Below are 16,704 nucleotides of genomic sequence, written 5' to 3'. Positions count from 1 at the left end.
CGTTGTACCGAATGCGGTAAGCTGAAATCTACGCCAAGGGCGCGTGCGCATGATTCCGCAAATTCGTGTCACTGCCATGCGACACGGTCCCGTCATTACGCCGGATATGCTGCCCGGCGAAGACGGGGCCAACATCAACGGGCCATCGCTGATCAGCATGCCTGACTGGGTGCCCGGCCGGCTCGGTGCCTACTATCTCTACTTTGCCCACCACATGGGGACCTATATCCGCCTCGCCTACTCCGATTCGCTGCACGGGCCTTGGCGCATTCACCCCGGCGGTGTGCTGTCTCTCGATCAATGCCCATTCATCGTCGGGCATATCGCCTCGCCCGATGTTCACGTCGACCAAAAGCTTCGCCACTTCGTGATGTATTTTCACGGCCCGGCAAAATCCGGCGAAGGCCAGACGACGTTCGCCGCGACATCCGTCGATGGGCTGCATTTCACGCCGCTTCCCGCGCCGCTCGGGCCGTTCTACGCGCGCGTCTTCCGTCACGATGGCTGGTGGTACGGTTTGCTTGGGACGGGCGCGATCACCGTATACCGATCGAGAAGCGGCATTTCGGATTTCCAACGCGGTCCGGTCGTGCTACCCGCCATGCGGCGCGATCTCGCCCCACGGCATGTCGCGCTGCAGAAATCCGGCCGCTGGCTGCGGGTCTACTACACGCGTCGGGGCGACGTGCCGGAACGGATCCTTTGCGGCACGATCGATCTCGCCGAGGAGTGGCGGGACTGGATCGTGCGCGGCGACAGTGAAGTGCTGCGGCCGCGGATGGAGTTCGAAGGGGCCGGCCTACCGATCCGCCCCAGCCGGCTCGGTCTGGCAAAGGGCAGGGAAAACGCGTTGCGCGACCCGGCCGTTTTCGAGCAGGATAATCGGAGCTGGCTGCTGTACGCGGTCGCCGGAGAAAGTGGGATTGCCCTGGCCGAGCTTGACTTTTCCGAGGTGCGGGCCGGGGTGGCCCGGAAGCCGATTGCGACGTTGCGCCGCCGCGCGAGGCGGTTTTTCTGGTACCTTCGACGGAAGGCGCCAATGCTGCCTTCGGCAATGAGATCCCGAAATAGAATCTTCATCGCAGGCTGCGCGCGCAGCGGCACTACGCTCAGTCTAAATCTGATGGGCTGTTTTGAGGATACCTTTGTCCATGCCGGCGAAGCGCCGTACCAGACACTGATAGAACTGGATCGCTACCAAGCGAACCTGGTCGTAAAACGCACTTTCGTGAGCTATAGGGATCTCCAGGACTTGCCGGCCTCGGTCGGCCTGATCTATTGCGTGCGGCATCCCTTCGATGTGCTGACCAGCTCTCATCCGGAGACCGTCGCTCTGCGGCCTTTTCACGTGACCATGGAGCGCTGGGAGGCGGAGTACGACGGTTTGATGCGGTTGCGACAGGCCCAGCCGGAGAGAGTCATCTCCTATTTGCGCTATGAGGACATGATCGCCGAGCCGGACATCGTGCAGGCGAGGATTGCCCGATCCTTCGGCCTGACGCCGGCTACGCTCTTCAGCCGCGATGCAAACAACCCCATTAGGTCCACCTCGCTGAGAAAATGGGAGCGCAATGAAGCATTCAGGACCTATCTGCGCGGGCTGCCGCCACCGTTCCTTGAGCGCGTCGACGGCTTCTGCCGGGAGTTCGGCTATGACAATTCGGCCGGCATATTGACGACGGAATTGGCTGAATGACGCAGGCTACCGGCATTAGGGCCGAGGATTCCAAGCGGCGCGTCCTGAAGGACGTGTTCGGCTTCGACGATTTCCGCCCCGGCCAGGCCGATGTCATGGACGCGCTGCTCGGCGGCCGCCATGTGCTGGCCGTGATGCCGACCGGTGCGGGCAAGTCGCTCTGCTATCAGGTGCCGGCGCTGGTCATGGGCGGTCTCACCCTGGTCGTGTCGCCGCTGGTGGCGCTGATGCAGGACCAGGTCGCCGCCTTGCGCCTGGCGGGCGTTGGCGCCGATACGATCAATTCCTCGCTCGACCGCGAGGCCAATGTCGCCGCCTGGCGACGCGTGGCATCAGGCCAGACGCGGCTGCTCTACCTGGCGCCGGAGCGGCTGATGACCGAGCGCATGCTCGAGGCGCTTTCCAGGCTCGAAATCAGCCTGATCGCCATCGACGAGGCGCATTGCATCTCGCAATGGGGTCCGGCGTTCCGGCCCGAGTATGAGGATCTGTCGCGGTTGCGGCACATCTTCCCCAACGTGCCGATCATCGCGGTGACGGCGACGGCGGACGAGAGCACGCGCAGCGATATCGAGGCGCGGCTGTTCGCCGAGCGGGTCGAAACGCTGGTGCTGGGTTTCGACCGGCCCAACATCAAGCTGGCGATAGAGTCCAAACAGGACAGCAAGCGGCAATTGCTGCGTTTCATCGAGCGTCATCCCGGCAAGAGCGGCATCGTCTACTGCCTGTCTCGCAAGAAGACGGAAGAGATGGCGGCCTTCCTCGAGAAGAACGGCGTCACCGCGCTCGCCTATCATGCCGGCATGAGCAAGGACGCGCGTGAGGCCAACCAAAACGCCTTCATGACACTGTCCGGCGTCGTCATGGTGGCGACCATCGCCTTCGGCATGGGCATCGACAAGCCAGACGTCGCCTATGTCTTCCATACCGACATGCCGGGCAGCCTTGAGGCCTATTATCAGGAGATCGGCCGTGCCGGGCGTGACGGGCGCAAGGCCGAAGCGCATATGCTTTACGGGCTTGGCGACATCCGCATGCGGCGGCTGTTCATCGACGACGAGGATGCTGCGGTCGAGCACAAGAAGCGCGCGCATCGCCGGCTCGATACGCTGATCGGCTATTGCGAGACGGCGCAGTGCCGCCGCCAGGTGCTGCTCGGCTATTTCGGCGAGGACGCCGAGGCTTGCGGCAATTGCGACAACTGCCTCGAGCAGGTGCCGCGCGCCGATGGTGGCGCGGAAGCGCGTATCATCCTGGCCGCGGTCGCGCAGAGCGGCGAGCGCTTCGGCGCCGCCCATGTCATCGATATCCTGCTCGGCCATGAAACCGAGAAGATCCTCGCCCGCGGTCACCAGAAGCTCGCCAGCTTCGGCAGCGGCGCGGCGCACAAGAAGGATCTCTGGCAATCGCTGATCCGGCAGCTCGTCGCCGGCGGTTTCCTCGAGCCGGACCCGAGCGGCCATGGCGGCCTCGCCATCGCCGAGAAAGGCCATGCGCTCGGCCGTGGCGAGATCCCGTTCCATTACCGTGTCGAGATGCGCAGCCGCGCCTTGCGCAAGATGCGGGCGGAGGGTTCGGCGGCCAACGCCGAAGGCGTCGACGCCTCGCTGCTGGCCACGCTCAAATCCCTGCGGCTGCGCCTGGCCAAGGAACGCCAGGTGCCGGCCTATGTGGTGTTTTCCGACCGCACGCTGATCGACATGGCCGAACGCCGTCCGCGCGACCTCGATGCCTTTGCCGAAGTCAATGGCGTGGGCGGGGCGAAGCTCAAGGAGTTCGGGGAGATTTTTCTGAAGGCGATTGCCGCGCACCAGTCCGACGGATCGGCCTGAAATCCCTCACCAATTCGCTGGCGAGGTGAGCACGGCGCCGGCGAAGCGCGCCGAAGAAGGCTGCCGTCGCCGCGGACAGGAAGCCGATCGGCGAATCCGGGAACGAAGGTGCCGAGAGAGCGGCCTCGGCTCGCAGTGAGGATATGGCTCCGGTTTTGACACGTCTTGCTAAAATACGCATGCTGGATTTGGGGGGTGATATGACGATGACGGGTGTATCCGCTCTCACTCAATCGAATTGTCGCAGCTCACATCATTTGCCGGTAAGCGGCGGTGCCAGCCGAACCCGCTCGGTGCCGAAAAGTCGTGCCAGGATCCACCTGTGAGAATAGTTCTAGGAACGTATCAGTTCGGTAGTGTCGGCGGCAGCGAGACCTATGCAATAACGATTGCCGAACAGTTCCTGAGGCTTGGCCACGACATCACGATCTACGTGAAGTCGCCTGGAATGATGGCCGAGGTGGCAAGGGAACGCGAGATCAGGATTGCAACGGATCTCGAACTGCCAAAGCCCGATGTCGTGCTCAGCCAGGACGGCGTTGTCGCTTATGAGATGTCGGCCAAGTGGCCGGAGGTTCCTCACGCTTTCATCTGCCATAGTCCGCTTTTCGAACTGCAGACGCCTCCAGCCGTTCCTGGCGTGGTCGGCGCCGTTGTCGTGATGAGCGAGCGATTTGAAAACCGGCTTCGTGCCCTGGCCACGAAGCATCGGATCGTTCGCTTTCGCCAGCCGATCGATGTCGACAGGCTGGCGCCCCGCGGCGCGGCGCGTAAACAGCCAAGGAAGGCCCTTTTGCTGGGAAATTATCTGCAAGGTGACCCAAAGCGCCTTCTGATGGAGGCGTGGGGTGGCGCCGGGCTTGAGTTCACCCAGATCGGCAACCCTTCCGGCACCAATTCCGTGGACATAGTTCAAGCGATAGCAGAAGCCGATATTGTCGTGGGGAAGGCGCGGGCGGTCCTGGATGCCATGTCGTGCGGCCGACCCGCCTACGTGTACGACGTCTTTGGGACGGATGGATGGGTGACCCCGCAGGTCTATGATGCGATGGAGGCCGACGCGTTCGCGGGGCTCGCCCTGTCCCGCCCTTTTGATCCTGCCCAACTGGTCACCGATCTAGGTGCCTATGACCCCCTGATGGGATTGGCCAACAGGAAACTGGTGATGATGCATCATCACGCGCGAATCCATGCGCAGCAGATGATCGACCTGTGTTCGGACCTGGCAAAGCCGACGGCAAGCCGGACCACGCCAAAACTCGAGCTTTCGCGATTGGTGGAATCGAACTGGAGATCGGAATCCAAGTTGCTGTCTGCCCGGATCGCATTTGGACCGGTGGCCGAGCGCGCCAAACGGGCCGAGGACGAGGTCAGCCGACTTCGTGACAGGAACGAACGCTATCGCCATGTGATCGAACAGCTGGCAACGGAACTCAAGATCGCGACGGCCGGGGAAGAGCGAAACGAATTTCGGCGTCGACTGGCAGCTAAAGTCGAGCAGGAACTCCAGGTGGATCAGGGCAAATTGTCCGAAAGCATCATGGAAAAACCGGGTGAGCGGATCCGCATGTCCCAGATCAAGCGTCGCGTGGTCGCGGCGAAGATAAAGCGCCTGATCCGCAGGCAGTATCGAAGGCTCATAGGATGAACGAGTTGAAGAAATCCGATCGCGCGCCTTACCTCATGTGCGCGGACGATGTCGAAATCGCGGACGATGTTTCCATCGGCGCCTATGTGGTTCTCTACCCAGGCACCCGATTGGGGCGCGGGGCGCGTATCGAGCATGGCGCCATAATAGGCAGGCCAAGCCAATCGAATCCCGGTTCGGTCGCCCAGCCGACGGTTCAGCAGCCGACCGAAATCGGCGAGAGAACCATCGTTGGCGCCTACGCCATCGTCTGTTCCGGAGCGATAACCGGCCCCGACGCTTATATCGGGGACCATGCCCTGATCCGCGAAGGCGCCCGTCTCGGGGAGAAAAGCAGCGTCGGTTTCTCCAGTAGCGTGGGAAGCAGATGCGTCATCGGGGAGGGCACGAGAATTCAAGGGTTCTGTGGATTTCCGGCAGGGACGATTATCGAAAGCAACTGCGCCATCGGCCCCTACGTCGTCGCGCTCGCCACCACATTCAGTGCCAAGGGAAAGACGCCGGCCGGCCCCGTTGTCGTCCGGGCAGGAGCCCGCATCGGCAGCGCCGCCCAATTGATGCCCGGCGTGGAGATTGGTCCCGGCGCAACGGTGGGAGCCGCCTCGGTGGTCACTCGCAGCGTCCCGCCCGGCATGACAGTTCGCGGAACCCCGGCATCCGCCGTCTAGTGTGACGAGAGATGGATGAAAATGGCGGAGAGGGAGGGATTCGAACCCCCGATGGGCTTGCACCCATGCCGCATTTCGAGTGCGGTGCATTCGACCACTCTGCCACCTCTCCGCGGTCATGGTCGGCCGTTGCCGGCGCGGCGCACTAGATAACGGCTGAACGGGCAGGTTACAAGGCCAAATCCACCGATATTTGGCTTGTCATCCGGCCTGCCGGACAAGCGGCTGAAACAGGGCAGGTCTTTGCCGTCGAACCCATGCCGTTTCATGGGCCGGCCGCTCATCCTCGCCGCCAGGAGACGGCAACGCCGGGCGGTCATGTCGACATGCCCGGTCTTGCCGGCCAATGAACTGTCCCGGCAATGGCCTTTGCCTTGACTCCCACGCAACCTTCGGTTAGGGACAGCGCGCAATCGGCGTGGAGGGTTCTTCCGCGCCGCTTGTTTTTTGAACCCGCAGACTGACAAAAAGACGGCCGAACCGCCTCAGGCGGTTCATCGAGGCCGACCGAACAGCGAAAGGCAAAAAATGTTCGCAGTCATTAAAACGGGCGGTAAGCAGTATCGCGTTGCCGCCAACGATCTCCTGAAGATCGAAAAAGTCGAAGCCAATGTCGGCGATATCGTCGAGATCGGCCACGTGCTCGCGCATGGCGAGGGCGAGAATGTCACCTTCGGCGCGCCGTTCGTCGATGGCGCTCTGGTCACCGCCGAAGTCGTCGAGCAGGGCAAGAACCGCACGGTCATCGCTTTCAAGAAGCGCCGCCGTCAGAATTCGCGCCGCAAGATCGGCCATCGCCAGCTTTTGACCACCGTGCGGATCGCCGAGATCCTGCTGGGTGGCGCCAAGCCGGCCAAGAAGGCCGCCGTCAAGGCGGAAGCCAAGGCCGAGGTTGCCGCCGAGGCCGCTCCGAAGGAGGCCAAGGCCAAGAAGGAAGCCGCCCCCAAGGCAGAAGCGACGGCCGAAACCGCCGCCGCGCCGCTGTTCAAGGCGCCGAAGGGCGAGCCGGACGACCTGACCGTGATCAAGGGCATCGGCCCGGTCGCCGCCAAGGATCTCAACGAGCAGGGCATCATCACCTTCGCGCAGCTCGCCAAGCTGACCGACAAGGATGTCGCCAAGATCGACGAGCACATGCCGTTCAGCGCCGACCAGATCAAGGACTGGCGCGAACAGGCCAAGGAACTGGCGAAGAAGTAATTTTTCCGGCGAAACATCCGCCGGATCGGACTTGAAACGGAACGCGAACGCGTTCATAAGGCCTTTTAGGCGCCTTGCGGCGCAACGGAGTTAGTTAGATGGCACACAAGAAAGCTGGCGGCTCGTCGCGCAACGGTCGCGACTCGCATTCCAAGCGTCTGGGCGTGAAGAAGTTCGGCGGCGAAGCCGTCATCCCGGGCAACATCATCATTCGTCAACGCGGCACCACCTGGCATCCCGGCGTCAATGTCGGCATGGGCACGGACCACACGCTTTTTGCGCTCGAATCCGGCGCAGTCACCTTCAACAAAAAAGCCAACGGCCGAACCTACGTATCGGTCAACCCGATTACCAAAGCCGCGGAGTAGCCGGTTCCGCACTAGAACACCGGCGCCCATCTCGGGAACCGGTGTCTGGCAACGCCAGGAAAAGGATCAGGGGAGATGGGTTTCCATCTCCCCTTTTTCTTGCCTGGAGGACTAAAATGGTTGCCGAAGCGGAAGACTCAGAAGACGAAAGTTACGCGATAGACTGCCCGGTGCTGGTCACCGAGCGGCTGGTGATGCGGGCGCCGCGCGAGAGCGACATCGCGCAACTGGTCGAGCTTGCCGACAACCGTCATGTCGCCGAAATGCTGGCGCGCATGCCCCACCCCTATGGCGAGGCCGAGGCGCGGGCCTTCCTGGCCATGACACGGTCGCGCCGCGCCGGCATCGCCTATGCCTTGACGCTGGCCGGCACCGACACGTTCGTCGGCTGCGCTGGCTTGAACACCACCGATCGCGGGCTGGAGCTCGGCTACTGGATCGGCGAACCCTACTGGAAGCGCGGCTATGCGACGGAAGCCGCCCACGCGCTGGTCGACCTCGCTTTCCAGAAGACGTCGGTCCAGGTGCTGCATGCCTCGACAAGGGTCATCAATCCGGCGTCGCGCCGGGTGATCCACAAGTGCGGCTTCCAGTATGCCGGCCAGGGCATGCTGAACTCGATCGTCGCGGGCCAGGTGCCGGTCGAGCGCTACAGGCTCGACAGGAAGACGTGGATCAGCCTGCGCAACTGGGTGCATTTTTGATGGATGGCGCCGGGCAAGCCAATGGTCGATGACGGCAACGATATTGAAACGATCGCGATCGCGCCGATAACGCCGGGTCACATCGAAAGCTTTCATCGCGCGCTTGATCTCGTTGCGCGTGAGCGGAAGTATCTGTCCTTCCTCGAGGCGCCGCCGCTGGATCAAACCCGGCGATTCGTGTTGGACCGGATCGCGGCAAGCGATCCAGGCTTCGTCGCGATTGTGCGTGGCGAGGTTGTCGGCTGGTGCGATATCTCACGACATGACCGGCTCATCCATGCCCATCGCGGCAGCCTCGGAATGGGGATCGTTGCTTCCCATCGCGGGCGTGGCCTCGGACTGCGGCTTATCAATGCGACCCTGGCGCAGGCGCGCAAGGTGGGCTTTGTCCGCGTCGAGCTGTTCGTACATGCCGACAATGCCCGCGCCATCGCTCTTTACGACAAGGTCGGGTTTGTCCGGGAGGGTGTGCAGCGCGACGCTATCCGTATCGACGGGCAATACGGCGATACGATCATGATGGCGATCGTCGAACGCGAAAACGCAGCCCGATGAAGAGCCGTCAGCCCAGTTCGGCCCACACCGGCAGATGGTCCGAACCGGCCGCCTTGTGGTCGACCCACAGGCGCTGCAGCGATCGGGCAAGCGAGGCGCTGGTGAAGACGTAGTCGATGCGCTTGTGGCGGCTGGTGTTTGCCGGGTCCTTGGGGTCGACCCAGCTGGCGAGATCGTCGCCGGTGAGGTTGAGGCGCACGGCGGCGTCGACGGCGAAGTCGGCGGTCAGCGGCATGCCGAACTGGTGGTCCGGCCGGCCGGCGAGTTCGACATATTCGGGCGAGCCGGCCAGCATGTTGAAGTCGCCCATGGCCACAAAGGCCTCGGGATGCGGCAATTCCGGCAGGCCGATCTCGGCGACGCCGGACAGCGCGCCGCCTTCGAGCGCATAGTTCAAGAGGCGCCGGCGCAGGAACTGGATCTGGCTGGTGCGTTCGACCGGGCTGCGATGATCGAGATGGATGGAATAGAAGCGGATGAAGCCAAGCGGCGTCTCGATCAGTGCCTCCAGCGCGCCGCGCTGGAAGTTCATCATCTCGAAGCTGCGGCTGCGCGGCAAAAGCAGGTTGCGCGACAGATGAATGGGCGTCTTCGACAGCATCATGTTGCCGAGCTGGAAGGTGGTGGTGATGGCGCGGCCGTTCTCGATGCGCGAGCCGATATTGGCCTCGAAATTGCTGCCATAGACGGCGAAATAGTCTGGCAGCGCCTCGCCGATCTCGGCGACCATGTCGCGCCCGCCGTTCCTGGGATTGTTGCGGGTAACCTCCTGCAGCGCGATCACATCGGCGCCGCGCACCGTGTCGGCCATGCGCGCGATGTCGTATTGCTCATCAAGACCGATGCCGTACTGGATGTTGTAGGTTACAAGCTTCATAGCAACATGTCTCCGGCCGACCCCAAGCGGCCATTGTCACAAAACGGTCTCGCCCTTGACCGCGCCTTGGTTTAGAGCAAGGCCCAAGGTTTAGAGCAATGCCGCAAGGCCAATAAAAGAAACTGCAATCCCATGAAATTTCTCGATCAAGCCAAGGTCTATGTCCGCTCCGGTGACGGGGGCGCCGGTTCGGTGTCGTTCCGGCGCGAGAAATTCATCGAGTTCGGCGGGCCGGATGGCGGCGATGGCGGCCGCGGCGGCGATGTCTGGCTGGAAGCGGTCGACGGACTGAACACCCTGATCGACTATCGCTACCAGCAGCATTTCAAGGCCAAGACCGGCGTCCATGGCATGGGCCGCAACATGACCGGCGCCAAGGGCGCCGACGTCACGCTGAAAGTGCCGGCCGGAACTCAGGTGTTCGAGGAAGACAATGAGACGCTGATCTGCGACCTCACCGTAGTCGGCCAGCGTTTCCTGCTCGCCAAGGGCGGCAATGGCGGGTTCGGCAACCAGCATTTCAAGACCTCGACCAACCAGGCGCCGCGCCGCGCCAATCCCGGCCTTCCCGGCGAAGAGCTCAACATCTGGCTGCGGTTGAAGCTGATCGCCGATGCCGGGCTGGTCGGGCTGCCCAATGCCGGCAAGTCGACTTTCCTGGCGGCGGTCACCGCGGCCAAGCCGAAGATCGCCGATTATCCGTTCACGACGCTGCATCCCGGCCTCGGCGTCGCGCGCATCGATGCGCGCGAATTCGTCATCGCCGACATTCCGGGCCTCATCGAAGGCGCGCATGAGGGCGTCGGCATTGGCGACCGTTTCCTCGGCCATGTCGAGCGCACGCGCGTTCTGCTGCACCTGGTTTCGGCGCAGGAGGAAAACCCGGCCAAGGCCTACAAGACCGTGCGCGCCGAACTTGAGGCCTATGGCCACGGCCTGACCGAAAAGGCCGAGATCCTGGCGCTCAGCCAGGTCGACACGCTCGATGCCAATGAACGCAAGAAGAAGGTCGCCTCGCTGAAGCGCGCCGCCGGCCGGGCGCCGATGCTTCTGTCCGCCGTCACCGGCGAAGGCGTGGAGGCCGTTCTGCGGGCGCTGATGACGGTGATTGCCGAGGCGCGCGCGGAGGCCGCGCCCGTGGTCGAGACGCGCTGGGAAAAGTAAGGCCATGCAGTCGCTGAAGAAATACCGGCGCATCACCGTCAAGATCGGCTCGGCGCTGCTCGTCGACCGCACAAGCGGCCTGAAGCGCGACTGGCTGGACTCGCTCGCCGACGACATCGCGGTGCTGGCCGAGGGCGGCGCCGAAATCCTCGTCGTCTCCTCCGGCGCCATCGCGCTTGGCCGCACCATCCTTGGCCTTGGCAAGCGGGCGCTGAAGCTCGAGGAAAGCCAGGCGGCGGCAGCCGTCGGGCAGATCGCGCTCGCCGGCGCCTGGTCGGATGCGCTCGGCAGGGGCGCGCTGAAGTCAGGCCAAATTCTTCTGACCCTCGGCGATACCGAGGAGCGCCGCCGCTATCTCAATGCCCGCGCGACGATCTCGACGCTGCTCAAGATGAAGGCGGTGCCGGTCATCAATGAGAACGATACCGTCGCCACCTCCGAAATCCGCTACGGCGACAATGACCGGCTGGCCGCGCGCGTCGCCACCATGATGGGCGCTGACCTTCTGGTGCTGCTCTCCGACATTGACGGGCTCTATACGGCGCCGCCGGCGCGCGACCCGCAAGCCAGGTTCATTCCGGTGGTCGACCGCATCACGCCTGACATCGAGGCGATGGCGGGGGCTGCCGCCTCCGAACTGTCGCGCGGCGGCATGCGCACCAAGCTCGATGCCGGCAAGATCGCCACCGCCGCCGGCACGGCGATGATCATCACCTCGGGCACGCGGCTGTCGCCGCTGATGGCGATCGAGCGCGGCGAGCGCGCCACCTTCTTCCGGCCGAGCGCCAATCCGGTCAAGGGCTACAAGACCTGGATCGCCGGCCAGCTCGAACCGGCCGGCCGGCTGACGGTCGACGCCGGCGCCGTCGGTGCGCTCGCATCGGGCAAATCGCTGCTGCCGGCCGGCGTCCAGCTGGTCAGCGGCAATTTCTCGCGTGGCGATACGGTGGCGATCCTGTCGCCCGACGGCCGCGAGATCGCGCGCGGGCTGGTTGCCTATGATGCCGCCGATGCCGTAAGGATCGCAGGCCTGAAGACGGCCGAGATCGAAACCGTGCTCGGCTACGAAGCGCGTTCGGCGATGATCCACCGCGATGACCTCGTGGTGAGTCACGCGGGAGGCGACATAAGCGGAGGATGAGCCATGCTTAAGCTGCATGAAAAATCCGGAGACGACACCGTGGCGCTGATGGCCGATATTGGCCGCCGCGCCCGCGCCGCTGCCCGACCGCTGGCCATCGCGACCACCGCTGCGAAGAATGCCGCGCTCCTTGCCATGGCGGACGCGATCGTCGCCCGCCAGCAGGACATTCTCGAAGCCAATGCCATCGATGTCTCGAATGGCGAGGAGTCAGGGCTGTCCGCCTCCTTCATGGACCGGCTGAAGCTCGATCCGGCGCGCATCCGCGCGATGGCCGACGGCATCCGCGAAATCGCTGAACTCAAGGATCCGGTCGGCGACGTGATCGCCGCATGGGCGCGGCCGAACGGCTTGCGAATCGAGCGCGTGCGTACGCCGCTCGGCGTCGTCGGCGTCATCTATGAGAGCCGGCCGAACGTGACGGCGGATGCCGGCGCGCTCTGCCTCAAGGCCGGCAATCCGGTGATCCTGCGCGGCGGCTCGGATTCGCTCAATTCGTCCGCCGCCATCCATGCCTGCCTGGTCGAAGGCCTGAAGGTCGCCGGCCTGCCGGAAGACGCCATCCAGCTGGTGCCGACCACCGACCGCGCCGCTGTCGGCGAGATGCTGAAGGGGCTAGGTGGTGCGCTCGACGTCATCATCCCGCGCGGCGGCAAAAGCCTGGTCGGGCGGGTGCAGAGCGAGGCGCGGGTGCCGGTCTTTGCCCATCTCGAAGGCATCTGCCATCTCTATATCGACCGCTCCGCCGATCTGGCCATGGCGGTGAAGATCGCCGTCAACGCCAAGATGCGGCGCACCGGGGTCTGCGGCGCCGCCGAAACGCTGCTGGTCGACCGTGCGGTGGCATCCACGCATCTGGTGCCGATCCTCGACGCGCTCCGCGCCGCCGGCTGCGAGATCCACGCCGATCAAGAGGTGCTGAAGATGTTTTTCGACGCCAGGCCGGCGACCGATGCCGACTGGGTGACCGAATATCTCGACGCCATCATCGCGGTGAAGCTGGTCGACGGCATCGATGGCGCGATCGAGCATATCGAGACCTTCTCCTCGCATCACACCGAGGCGATCATCGCCGAGGACGCGAAGGCCGTGGAACGGTTCTTCAACGAGATCGATTCGGCGATCCTGCTGCACAATGCCTCGACGCAATTCGCCGATGGCGGCGAGTTCGGCATGGGCGCCGAGATCGGCATCGCCACCGGCAAGATGCATGCGCGCGGCCCGGTCGGCGTCGAGCAGCTGACCTCGTTCAAATATCGCGTGCGCGGGTCGGGACAGGTGAGGCCTTGACGCTTTTTGTCGCTAGAGCGTGAGGCGATGCTGGCATCTTCCGAACCGGCGGTCCCCTCCCGTTACCTGAAGATGCCGCATGCCGAAAAAGGCCTTGCCGTCGGCCTGTTCGGCGGTTCGTTCAATCCCCCGCATGCCGGCCACGCGCTGGTCGCCGAGATTGCGCTGAGGCGCCTGGGGCTCGACCAGCTTTGGTGGATGGTGACGCCGGGCAATCCGCTGAAGAGCACCAGGGAATTGGCGCCCCTGGCCGAGCGGTTGCAACTTTCGGAGCGGATCGCCAGAAACCCGAAGATCAAGGTCACCGCCTTCGAGGCGGCGCATCATGTGCGCTACACCGCCGACACGCTGGCGCTGGTCAAGGCGCGCAATCCCGGCGTCGATTTTGTCTGGATCATGGGTGCCGACAGTCTGCGCGATTTCCATCGCTGGCAGCGCTGGCGCGAGATCGTGCTGACGTTCCCCATCGCGGTCATCGACCGGCCGGGCGCGACGCTGTCGTTCCTGTCGTCGGTCGTCGCCAAGACCTTCGACTATGCCCGCATCGACGAAGGCGACGCGCCGCTGCTCGCCCGCATGCAGGCGCCGGCCTGGACCTTCATCCATGGCCCGCGCTCGTCGCTGTCGTCGAGCGCGATCCGCAAAATGGCCAAGGGGTAGGGCCTCTCGCCAGGGGAAGAGCCGATGTTTCGGCCGCCCGGTCATGTCGTTTTTACAGCGGCGCTTGCCCGGCGGATCGGCGATGCTGACCTGACATGGCAATTCAAACCAAGACCCAACCCGCAGTCGAGCCGGAGCACGGCAGCGCGCCGACACCGCTGATCGCGATCGCCAGCGTCATCGTGTCGATGGCGCTGATCGCCATCGGCAACGGGCTGATGTTTGCCTACATCCCGGTGCGGCTCGGCGTCGAGGGCTTCGATCCGACCTGGGCGGGACTGATCGTCACCGGGCTTTCGGCGGGCGGTCTTGCCGGCTGCATCCTGACCGGGCCGCTGGTGCGCAGGGTCGGCCATGCCCGCGCCTTCATGGTGCTGTCGGCGCTGATCGCGCTTTCCAACGCGGCCATCGGCGCCGGCCCGCATCCCCTGCTGTGGATCGGTGCGCGCGCACTCTACGGCTTCGCCATATGCGGCCTGTTCATCGTCGCGCAGAGCTGGCTGAACGATGCCGTGGCCAACGCCATACGCGGCCGGGTGATGGCCTTTTTCTACGTCGCCTATGTCGCCGGGCTCGGCGTCGGCTATGCGACGCTGGCGCTGGTCGACATCAAGACCGCGGACGCGCCCTTGATCGGCATCGCCTTCACCGCCCTGTCGATCCTGCCGGTCGGCATGACACGGCTGGCGCAGCCGCCGGCGCCGCAGGCCGCTTCGGTGGCGCTGCGCCGGGCCTGGCGGATTTCGCCGGTCGGCGTTGCCGGCATGCTGGCGGTCGGCGGCCTGTCGATGTCGATTTCCGGTTTCGCGCCGATCCATGCCACGGCCAAGGGCTATAGCCAGGCCGATGTGGCATTGCTGCTTTCGGTGATGCCGCTTGGCACGCTGATCCTGCAGCTTCCCTTCGGCTGGATTTCCGACCGCACCGATCGCCGCTATGTGCTGATCGGGGCGTCCGCGCTTGCCGCGCTGGCCGGCATGTTGGCGCTGGGTTTCGACGGCGGTGCGCTGCCGGCGCTGCTGGTGATTTATGTCTTGTGGGACGGCGCCTCGGAATCGATCTATTCGCTGTCCAGCGCGCATGCCGCCGACCGCGCCGGCAAGGACGACATGGTGGCACTGTCCAGTTCGCTGTTGTTCGCCTGGTCTCTGGCCGGCTTTGTGGTGCCGGGTATCGTGACGGCGCTGTCGGCGGTCTTCGGCACCCAGGCCTTCATCTATGTGGCTGTCGTCATCGCCTGCGCCTTCTGCCTCTTCGTGCTGTTGCGCGTGTTCACCACGCAGGCGGCCACCGAGACCGGCAGCTTCGCACCGATGACGGCGCAGGCGCCCCTGCCGGTGGAACTCGCCTATGCGCCGGACGAGCCCGCAGGCCGGGCCAAGGACTGAGAAGCATTTCCGCAACTGCTTACTGCTTGCGGGCCTCCGGCGCCGGCGCTTCCGGCGGCGGCAGCGGGATGGAGATGCCCTCCGCGTCGAAAGCCTGCTTTGCGCGCTTCGTCATGTCGATGTTCGTGGAAAAGTAGTCGGCCGCCGCGGTCCAATAGCGCAAGGTAAGCGAGACGGTCGTATCGCCGAGGCTGGCCACGAAGGCGACCGGCGCCGGCTCGCGACGGATGCGCTTCTCGGCGCCGGCAATGGCAAGCAATGTCTTCTGGGCGCCGTCGATGTCGTTCCACGAACCGATGCTCAAGCTGATGTCGGCGCGGCGTACGCCGTTGCGCGAAAAATTGCGCACCGGCTGGTTCCACAGCGTCGAATTGGGCGCCAGTATGTAGACGCCGTCGGCGGTCCTGAGCCTGGTGGCGAACAGGCCGATCTCCTCGATCGAACCTGAAATGGCGCCGACCTCGACGGATTCGCCTATGCGAAACGGCCGCAGCGCCAGCAACATGATGCCGGCGGCGATGTTCTGCAGCGTGCCTTGCAGCGCCAGGCCGATGGCAAGGCCGATGGCGCCGATCGCGGCGATGATCGAGGCGGTCTGCACGCCAAACTGGCCGAGCACCATGATGACGACCAGGATCAGGATGGCGTAGCGGACGATCTTGGAAAAGAAATGCCGCAGCGTCGCGTCGAAACCATGGATATGGCCGAGGCCGGCAAAAATCGAGCGCTCGGCGAGGCCGGCGACGATGTAGCCGACCACCAGAAGGATGATGGCGCCGATGGCCGAGAAGGAATAGGAGACGATCAGCGTACTGAGCTGCGCCAGGCCGGCCTGGACGGTGAGAAGGGTGTTTTGCGGGTCGATCGGCATGGCGGGATTCCGGTTGGTCGGTCAGCCGATAACCGCTGCGCGACGGCTGGGTTCCGATCTTTTTGCTTCTCGCATGGAACAACCGGGCAACCGGCGAGTTCGCGTGAGTTGCGGCTGCGTCTTGAAACTGTCAGGGAACTCTGCCTATCTAAGTGGTGTCACCTGCTTTTGGGGGTGATTTGGTTGTTCTTGCTGCGAAAGGAAATACACTGAGAACAGCACTGCGGAAGAAGGCCGACATCGTGCCTTCGCCGGCCGGGATCAGCGTAAACGACGCCGTGTCCCGCGCCATCAACACAGTCCTTGCCAGTCTGGAAGACTCCAAGGCCGAAAATATCGTCTCAATCGACATTCAGGGGAAATCGAGCCTCGGCGACTACATGGTCGTCGCGTCGGGCCGATCGCACCGTCATGTCTCGGCTGTCGCCGACCATCTCCTCAAGGCGCTCAAGGATGCCGGCCTCGGCACGGCGCGCGTGGAGGGGCTGTCAGGCGCCGACTGGGTCCTGATCGATTCGGGCGACATCATCGTCCATGTCTTCCGCCCCGAAGTCCGCGAATTCTACAATCTCGAAAAGATGTGGCAGGCGCCGGATCTCGAGGAAGAGACCCTCCACTAAGCCGCCTTTGTTTTGATGCATG

The 16,704-nt window shown here is 64.1% G+C and carries 17 protein-coding genes and 1 tRNA gene; 14 read left to right on the top strand and 4 right to left on the bottom strand.

What is annotated here, in order from left to right; genetic code table 11:
* Positions 1–49 precede the first annotated feature (49 nt).
* The 4 genes from QQK95_RS25875 to QQK95_RS25860 all read left to right on the top strand — a co-directional run bounded on the left by QQK95_RS25875 (position 50) and on the right by QQK95_RS25860 (position 5,844).
* Positions 50–1,696, top strand: coding sequence for a sulfotransferase (locus tag QQK95_RS25875; RefSeq protein ID WP_284277232.1), 1,647 nt, complete (start codon positions 50–52; stop codon positions 1,694–1,696).
* A complete protein-coding gene (gene recQ, locus QQK95_RS25870) occupies positions 1,693–3,528 on the top strand; it encodes a DNA helicase RecQ (protein ID WP_284277231.1) in 1,836 nt (611 codons plus the stop codon). The genes QQK95_RS25875 and recQ overlap by 4 nt, the downstream gene beginning before the upstream one ends.
* A gap of 322 nt (positions 3,529–3,850) precedes the next feature.
* Positions 3,851–5,176 (top strand): glycosyltransferase family protein, encoded by a 1,326-nt coding sequence (locus tag QQK95_RS25865; protein WP_284277230.1) that lies wholly within the window; start codon positions 3,851–3,853, stop codon positions 5,174–5,176.
* On the top strand, positions 5,173–5,844 hold the full coding sequence (locus QQK95_RS25860) for a DapH/DapD/GlmU-related protein (RefSeq protein WP_284277229.1): 672 nt from the start codon (positions 5,173–5,175) through the stop codon (positions 5,842–5,844). Before QQK95_RS25865 ends, QQK95_RS25860 begins: the two co-directional genes overlap by 4 nt.
* A gap of 22 nt (positions 5,845–5,866) precedes the next feature.
* On the opposite strand, the gene QQK95_RS25855 is transcribed toward QQK95_RS25860, so the two are convergent.
* Together QQK95_RS25855 and QQK95_RS25850 are read right to left on the bottom strand one after the other, a co-directional pair.
* A tRNA-Ser gene (locus QQK95_RS25855) sits at positions 5,867–5,956 on the bottom strand.
* 4 nt (positions 5,957–5,960) lie between these two features.
* Complete coding sequence (locus tag QQK95_RS25850) at positions 5,961–6,191, bottom strand: hypothetical protein (RefSeq protein WP_284277228.1); 231 nt, start codon at positions 6,189–6,191, stop codon at positions 5,961–5,963.
* A 181-nt stretch (positions 6,192–6,372) separates the two neighbouring features.
* Between QQK95_RS25850 and QQK95_RS25845 the strand changes: the two genes are divergently transcribed.
* From QQK95_RS25845 to QQK95_RS25830, 4 genes are all read left to right on the top strand, one after another.
* On the top strand, positions 6,373–7,044 hold the full coding sequence (locus QQK95_RS25845; RefSeq protein ID WP_284277227.1) for a 50S ribosomal protein L21: 672 nt from the start codon (positions 6,373–6,375) through the stop codon (positions 7,042–7,044).
* Positions 7,045–7,142: 98 nt separating this feature from the next.
* Positions 7,143–7,412, top strand: coding sequence for a 50S ribosomal protein L27 (gene rpmA, locus QQK95_RS25840; protein WP_010912120.1), 270 nt, complete (start codon positions 7,143–7,145; stop codon positions 7,410–7,412).
* Between the two features lie 116 nt (positions 7,413–7,528).
* The gene (locus QQK95_RS25835) at positions 7,529–8,116 is read left to right on the top strand and encodes a GNAT family N-acetyltransferase (protein WP_019861830.1); all 588 of its coding nucleotides are present in this window, start codon (positions 7,529–7,531) and stop codon (positions 8,114–8,116) included.
* A gap of 21 nt (positions 8,117–8,137) precedes the next feature.
* Positions 8,138–8,671 (top strand): GNAT family N-acetyltransferase, encoded by a 534-nt coding sequence (locus tag QQK95_RS25830; protein ID WP_284277226.1) that lies wholly within the window; start codon positions 8,138–8,140, stop codon positions 8,669–8,671.
* Positions 8,672–8,678: 7 nt separating this feature from the next.
* Here the strand turns inward: QQK95_RS25830 and QQK95_RS25825 are convergent, their stop codons facing one another.
* Positions 8,679–9,548, bottom strand: coding sequence for an endonuclease/exonuclease/phosphatase family protein (locus tag QQK95_RS25825; RefSeq protein WP_284277225.1), 870 nt, complete (start codon positions 9,546–9,548; stop codon positions 8,679–8,681).
* Positions 9,549–9,680: 132 nt separating this feature from the next.
* On the opposite strand from QQK95_RS25825, the gene obgE reads away from it, so the two are divergent.
* The 5 genes from obgE to QQK95_RS25800 all read left to right on the top strand — a co-directional run bounded on the left by obgE (position 9,681) and on the right by QQK95_RS25800 (position 15,191).
* Positions 9,681–10,712 carry a GTPase ObgE gene (gene obgE / locus QQK95_RS25820; RefSeq protein WP_284277224.1) on the top strand — a complete coding sequence of 344 codons (1,032 nt, stop codon included), beginning with the start codon at positions 9,681–9,683 and terminating at the stop codon, positions 10,710–10,712.
* Between the two features lie 4 nt (positions 10,713–10,716).
* On the top strand, positions 10,717–11,853 hold the full coding sequence (gene proB / locus QQK95_RS25815) for a glutamate 5-kinase (protein ID WP_284277223.1): 1,137 nt from the start codon (positions 10,717–10,719) through the stop codon (positions 11,851–11,853).
* 3 nt (positions 11,854–11,856) lie between these two features.
* Positions 11,857–13,143: a glutamate-5-semialdehyde dehydrogenase gene (locus QQK95_RS25810; RefSeq protein ID WP_284277222.1), complete on the top strand. Its 1,287-nt coding sequence runs from the start codon at positions 11,857–11,859 to the stop codon at positions 13,141–13,143.
* Between the two features lie 72 nt (positions 13,144–13,215).
* Positions 13,216–13,803 (top strand): nicotinate-nucleotide adenylyltransferase, encoded by a 588-nt coding sequence (locus QQK95_RS25805; protein ID WP_407660626.1) that lies wholly within the window; start codon positions 13,216–13,218, stop codon positions 13,801–13,803.
* 95 nt (positions 13,804–13,898) lie between these two features.
* On the top strand, positions 13,899–15,191 hold the full coding sequence (locus tag QQK95_RS25800) for an MFS transporter (RefSeq protein ID WP_284277220.1): 1,293 nt from the start codon (positions 13,899–13,901) through the stop codon (positions 15,189–15,191).
* 19 nt (positions 15,192–15,210) lie between these two features.
* Here QQK95_RS25800 and QQK95_RS25795 read toward each other — a convergent pair whose 3' ends face one another.
* Entirely contained in the window at positions 15,211–16,062 is an 852-nt protein-coding gene (locus QQK95_RS25795; RefSeq protein ID WP_284277219.1) for a mechanosensitive ion channel family protein, read from the bottom strand.
* 242 nt (positions 16,063–16,304) lie between these two features.
* Here QQK95_RS25795 and rsfS point away from each other — a divergent pair, with 242 nt between their 5' ends.
* Positions 16,305–16,682: a ribosome silencing factor gene (gene rsfS / locus QQK95_RS25790; protein ID WP_010912111.1), complete on the top strand. Its 378-nt coding sequence runs from the start codon at positions 16,305–16,307 to the stop codon at positions 16,680–16,682.
* Positions 16,683–16,704 lie beyond the last annotated feature (22 nt).

Source organism: Mesorhizobium huakuii, from assembly GCF_030160235.1.
Taxonomy (GTDB): domain Bacteria; phylum Pseudomonadota; class Alphaproteobacteria; order Rhizobiales; family Rhizobiaceae; genus Mesorhizobium; species Mesorhizobium huakuii.
The sequence above is the reverse complement of the archived record's forward strand: the minus strand, read 5'-3'. Positions and strand labels throughout refer to the sequence as shown.

Excerpts from the sequence above, each read along its gene's own strand:
- QQK95_RS25795 (WP_284277219.1), bottom strand. The coding sequence starts at position 16,062 with ATGCCGATCGACCCGCAAAACACCCTTCTCACCGTCCAGGCCGGCCTG.
- QQK95_RS25810 (WP_284277222.1), top strand. The coding sequence starts at position 11,857 with ATGCTTAAGCTGCATGAAAAATCCGGAGACGACACCGTGGCGCTGATG.
- QQK95_RS25805 (WP_407660626.1), top strand. The coding sequence starts at position 13,216 with ATGCCGCATGCCGAAAAAGGCCTTGCCGTCGGCCTGTTCGGCGGTTCG.
- proB (WP_284277223.1), top strand. The coding sequence starts at position 10,717 with ATGCAGTCGCTGAAGAAATACCGGCGCATCACCGTCAAGATCGGCTCG.
- QQK95_RS25875 (WP_284277232.1), top strand. The coding sequence starts at position 50 with ATGATTCCGCAAATTCGTGTCACTGCCATGCGACACGGTCCCGTCATT.
- QQK95_RS25835 (WP_019861830.1), top strand. The coding sequence starts at position 7,529 with ATGGTTGCCGAAGCGGAAGACTCAGAAGACGAAAGTTACGCGATAGAC.
- QQK95_RS25845 (WP_284277227.1), top strand. The coding sequence starts at position 6,373 with ATGTTCGCAGTCATTAAAACGGGCGGTAAGCAGTATCGCGTTGCCGCC.
- QQK95_RS25825 (WP_284277225.1), bottom strand. The coding sequence starts at position 9,548 with ATGAAGCTTGTAACCTACAACATCCAGTACGGCATCGGTCTTGATGAG.
- QQK95_RS25800 (WP_284277220.1), top strand. The coding sequence starts at position 13,899 with ATGGCAATTCAAACCAAGACCCAACCCGCAGTCGAGCCGGAGCACGGC.
- QQK95_RS25830 (WP_284277226.1), top strand. The coding sequence starts at position 8,138 with ATGGTCGATGACGGCAACGATATTGAAACGATCGCGATCGCGCCGATA.
- QQK95_RS25860 (WP_284277229.1), top strand. The coding sequence starts at position 5,173 with ATGAACGAGTTGAAGAAATCCGATCGCGCGCCTTACCTCATGTGCGCG.
- rpmA (WP_010912120.1), top strand. The coding sequence starts at position 7,143 with ATGGCACACAAGAAAGCTGGCGGCTCGTCGCGCAACGGTCGCGACTCG.
- obgE (WP_284277224.1), top strand. The coding sequence starts at position 9,681 with ATGAAATTTCTCGATCAAGCCAAGGTCTATGTCCGCTCCGGTGACGGG.
- recQ (WP_284277231.1), top strand. The coding sequence starts at position 1,693 with ATGACGCAGGCTACCGGCATTAGGGCCGAGGATTCCAAGCGGCGCGTC.